This window comes from Chromohalobacter sp. HP20-39, assembly GCF_033052815.1.
Taxonomy (GTDB): Bacteria; Pseudomonadota; Gammaproteobacteria; order Pseudomonadales; family Halomonadaceae; genus Chromohalobacter.
The window spans coordinates 1-278 of sequence record NZ_JAWHTP010000598.1; the positions used below are offsets into that span (position 1 = coordinate 1).

The window sequence follows — 278 nt, forward strand, 5'->3', positions numbered from 1 at the left end:
GAAGAACTCCTTGAGGTCGGTGGTATAGGCGCCGAACAGCACCAGCGCCGCGAGCGCGGCCGAGCCGATCGCATAGCCCTTGGTCACGGCCTTGGTGGTGTTGCCCACCGCGTCGAGCGCGTCGGTCTTGTGGCGGACTTCATCCTCCAGCCCGGCCATCTCGGCGATGCCGCCGGCATTGTCGGTCACCGGGCCATAGGCGTCGAGCGCGACGACCATGCCGGCCAGCGCCAGCAGCGAGGTTGCGGCGAAGGCCACGCCGATGATGCCGGCGATCT

Annotated in this window: 1 protein-coding gene; it reads right to left on the reverse strand. The window is 68.7% G+C overall.

Going from position 1 to position 278, the window contains the following annotated elements; all coding sequences use genetic code 11:
* Window positions 1–278, reverse strand: a 278-nt coding sequence (locus RVY79_RS19335; RefSeq protein ID WP_317466188.1) for a sodium/proton-translocating pyrophosphatase, incomplete at both ends; no start/stop codon positions are given.